At 65.1% G+C, this 3824-nt stretch carries 3 protein-coding genes and 1 pseudogene; all 4 read right to left on the reverse strand.

Annotated elements, in window-relative coordinates; translation table 11 throughout:
- Position 1 precedes the first annotated feature (1 nt).
- Entirely contained in the window at positions 2–1291 is a 1290-nt protein-coding gene (gene glnT / locus Y88_RS07120; RefSeq protein ID WP_008067929.1) for a type III glutamate--ammonia ligase, read from the reverse strand.
- Between the two features lie 96 nt (positions 1292–1387).
- On the reverse strand, positions 1388–2716 hold the full coding sequence (locus Y88_RS07125; RefSeq protein ID WP_040702455.1) for an FMN-binding glutamate synthase family protein: 1329 nt from the start codon (positions 2714–2716) through the stop codon (positions 1388–1390).
- A gap of 11 nt (positions 2717–2727) precedes the next feature.
- Positions 2728–3417, reverse strand: coding sequence for a GltB/FmdC/FwdC-like GXGXG domain-containing protein (locus tag Y88_RS07130; protein ID WP_040702457.1), 690 nt, complete (start codon positions 3415–3417; stop codon positions 2728–2730).
- Positions 3417–3824, reverse strand: a pseudogene (locus Y88_RS19540) (glutamine amidotransferase); the annotation flags it as partial. The pseudogene Y88_RS19540 and the gene Y88_RS07130, both read right to left, overlap by 1 nt.

Here is a 3824-nt window from a genome sequence, read left to right on the forward strand (position 1 = left end):
CTCAACAATCGAGGGTGGTTTTGGATTCCCAGTCGGAGAGGTGTCGACAGAAGTCGTTCCATTCGCCGGTTTTGAGTTTGACGTAGGCCGGGACGAGTTCGCCGAGAGCTGCGTTGAGCACGTCGCTGGCTTCCAGGGCGCGGATGGCGTCGAGGAGGTTGAGCGGGAGCTTGCGGGCGTTGGTGACGAGGTGGCCTTGCGTGTACATGTTGATGTCGAGGCGCGGGCCCGGGTCGCGGTTGTTCTCGATCCCGTCGAGGCCGGCGGCGAGCGCGGCGGCGGGGAGGAGGTAGGGGTTGGCGGCGCCGTCGGCGAGGCGCAGTTCGATGCGGTTGGGTTCGGGCACGCGGATCATGTGCGTGCGGTTGTTGCCGGTCCAGGTCACCGAGTTGGGCGACCAGGTCGCGCCCGAAGTCGTGCGCGGGGCGTTGATCCGCTTGTAGCTGTTGACCGTGGGGTTGAGGAGCGCGGCCATGCCGGGGGCGGATTCGAGCAACCCGCCGATGAAGGCCTTGGCGAGCGGAGTGATGTCATCGCCCCCGTCGAAGGCGTTTTCGCCGTCCTTCCACATCGACACATGCATGTGGCAGCCGTTGCCGGTCAGGTTGATGAACGGCTTGGGCATGAACGTGGCGCGCATGCCGTGCTTTTCGGCGATCGACTTGACCAGGAACTTGAAGAAAGCCTGGCGGTCGGCGGTGACGAGAGCATCGTCATAGTGCCAGTTCATCTCGAACTGGCCGTTCGCGTCCTCGTGGTCGTTCTGGTACGGTTTCCAGCCCAGTTCGAGCATGGCGTCGCAGATTTCGGTGATGACGTCATAGCGCCGCATCAGCGCCTGTTCGTCATAGCACGGCTTGGACTGGATATCGGCTTCGTCCGAGATCGTCTTGCCGTCGGGAGTGATGAGGAAGAATTCGCACTCGACCCCGGTCTTCATCTGGTAGCCCATGGCCGCGGCACGGGCGATCTGGGCCTTGAGCGCGTTGCGGGGAGAGGCTGCCACCGGCTTGCCCGCCATCCACAGGTCCGCCGCCAGCCAGCCCACTTCCTTTTTCCAGGGCAGCTGGATCAGGCTTTCGGGATCGGGAATGGCAAAAAGATCCGGGTCCGCCGGGCTCATGTCGAGCCATGTGGCAAATCCGGCAAAGCCCGCGCCGTTCTTCTGCATTTCGGCGATGGCGGACACGGGCACCAGCTTGGCGCGCTGGTTGCCGAAAAGGTCGGTGTAGGAAATCAGGAAGTACTTGATCCCCTTGGCGGCCCCGATCTCGGCCAGGTCGATGGACATGCGACTAAACTCCCCGTCGTGCGGACGCGCCCTTGCGTGGGGCCCTGTCCCGCGTCTGTGCGCCCTCCCGTCCCCCGCGGGAGGGCTGTGAATGGGTCAGTATCTCTGTCCCGGGATCCAGTCGGTGCCCGCGAGCGGCACCTTGGCCATGGCGGCCGCTTCCAGCGTCAGCGCCACGAGATCCTCGGGTTCGAGATTGTGCAGGTGGCTCTTGCCGCAGGCGCGCGCGATGGTTTGCGCTTCCAGCGTCATCACCGCGAGGTAATTGGCCAGACGCCGCCCCGCCGCGACCGGATCGAGGCGCGCGGCCAGGATCGGGTCCTGCGTGGTGATGCCCGCCGGGTCCTTGCCCTCGTGCCAGTCGTCATAGGCTCCGGCCGTGGTGCCGAGCGCCTGATATTCCGGCTCGTGGTGCGGATCGTTGTCGCCCAGCGCGACCAGCGCGGCCGTCCCGATCGCCACCGCGTCGGCGCCCAGCGCCAGCGCCTTGGCCACGTCCGCCCCGTTGCGGATCCCGCCCGAGACGATCAGCTGAACCTTGCGGTGCATGCCCAGGTCCTGCAGCGCCTGAACCGCCGGACGGATCGCCGAGAGGATCGGGATGCCGACATGTTCGATGAAGACGTCCTGCGTCGCGGCCGTGCCGCCCTGCATCCCGTCGAGCACCACCACGTCCGCGCCCGACTTCACCGCCAGCGCCACGTCGTAATAGGGACGGGTCGCGCCGACTTTCACATAGATCGGCTTTTCCCAGTCGGTGATCTCGCGCAGTTCCTCGATCTTGATTTCCAGATCGTCGGGACCGGTCCAGTCGGGGTGACGGCAGGCCGAACGCTGGTCGATGCCCTTGGGCAGCGTGCGCATGGCCGCGACGCGATCGGAAATCTTCTGCCCCAGCAACATGCCCCCGCCGCCCGGCTTGGCGCCCTGTCCGATCACGATCTCGATCGCGTCGGCCTTGCGCAAGTCGTCGGGGTTCATGCCATAGCGGCTGGGCAGGTACTGATAGACCAGATGCTGCGACTGCCCGCGTTCCTCGGGCGTCATGCCGCCGTCACCGGTCGTCGTGCTGGTGCCCGCAAGGCTGGCGCCACGGCCCAGCGCTTCCTTGGCATTGCCCGACAGCGCGCCAAAGCTCATGCCAGCAATGGTGATCGGGATCTTGAGATGCAGCGGCTTTTTGGCAAAGCGGGTGCCGAGCCAGACATCGGTCGAGCACTTTTCGCGATAGCCTTCGAGCGGATAGCGCGAGACCGACGCGCCCAGAAACAGCAGGTCGTCGAAGTGGGGCAGCTTGCGCTTGGCCCCGCCGCCGCGAATGTCATAGATCCCGGTCGCGGCCGCACGGCGGATTTCGGACAGGGTATGCGGATCGAACGTCGCCGAATAACGCGGAAGCGTCTGGGGAATGTGCGAATTGTCCATGGATGGCTTCCTCAGTAGGCCGAGGCGTTGTCGACGTGGAAATTGTAGAGCTGGCGGGCCGAGCCGTAGCGGCGGAAGTCCTCGGGCCGGACGCCCGCGTCACAGCCCGCTTCGGCCAGAAGCTTGCGCAGGGCTTCGAGATGTTCGGGCCGCATTTCCTTTTCGATGCAGTCCGCGCCCAGACCCTTGACCGAACCGCGCACGAAAATGCGGGTTTCATAAAGGGAGTCGCCCAGCGCCTCGCCCGCATCGCCCAGGACGACCAGATTGCCCGCCTGCGCCATGAACGCGCTCATCGGGCCGATCGATCCCTTGACGACGATGTCGACGCCTTTCATCGAAATGCCGCAACGGGCCGAGGCATTGCCGTCGATCACCAGCAAGCCGCCGTGCGCCGTCGCGCCCGCCGCCTGGCTCGCATCGCCCTTCACATGGACGCGGCCCGACATCATGTTCTCGGCAACGCCGACACCCACGTTGCCGTTGACGACGATCGTCGCCTGCTTGTTCATCCCCGCACAGTAATAGCCCGCGTGGCCGTCGATCTCGATCGTGATCGGCGCATCGACACCTGCGGCAATCGCATGCTGCCCTTCGGGATTGGCGATGGTCCAGTGCGTTTCGTTGGTATCGGCAGAGAGCGCATGGAGCGCGGCGTTGAGGTCACGCTTGGGCGTGACGGCAAGATCGATAACAGGCATCAGTTCCGCTCCCAGACATATGCGCGGGCCGGTTCGGGTTCGAACACCCGGGCCTTTTCGATGCCCGGCAGATTGACCAGCGCGCGGTATTCGGACCCAAAGGCGACGTACTGGTCGGTTTCGGCCATGACCGCCGGCTTGCACGAAATCGGATCGCGCATGACCGCAAAGCCGTTCTCGGTGCCGATGACGAACGTGTAGAAACCGTCGAGATCCTCGAGCCCGGCCTCGAGCGCCTCGGTCAGGCTGTCGCCTTCGCGCAGGCGCCAGCTGATGAACCCGGCCGCCACTTCGCTGTCGTTGTCGGTGACGAAGGAAAGACCTTCGTGTTCGAGCCGACGGCGCAGCGAGCGATGGTTCGACAGCGAGCCGTTATGGACAAGGCACTGGTCGCGCCCGGTCGAAAA

Source organism: Novosphingobium nitrogenifigens DSM 19370 (genome assembly GCF_000192575.1).
Classification (GTDB): Bacteria; Pseudomonadota; Alphaproteobacteria; order Sphingomonadales; family Sphingomonadaceae; genus Novosphingobium; species Novosphingobium nitrogenifigens.

Coding starts and splice junctions, on each gene's coding strand:
- Y88_RS07130 (WP_040702457.1), bottom strand. CDS start 3,417: ATGCCTGTTATCGATCTTGCCGTCACGCCCAAGCGTGACCTCAACGCC.
- glnT (WP_008067929.1), bottom strand. CDS start 1,291: ATGTCCATCGACCTGGCCGAGATCGGGGCCGCCAAGGGGATCAAGTAC.
- Y88_RS07125 (WP_040702455.1), bottom strand. CDS start 2,716: ATGGACAATTCGCACATTCCCCAGACGCTTCCGCGTTATTCGGCGACG.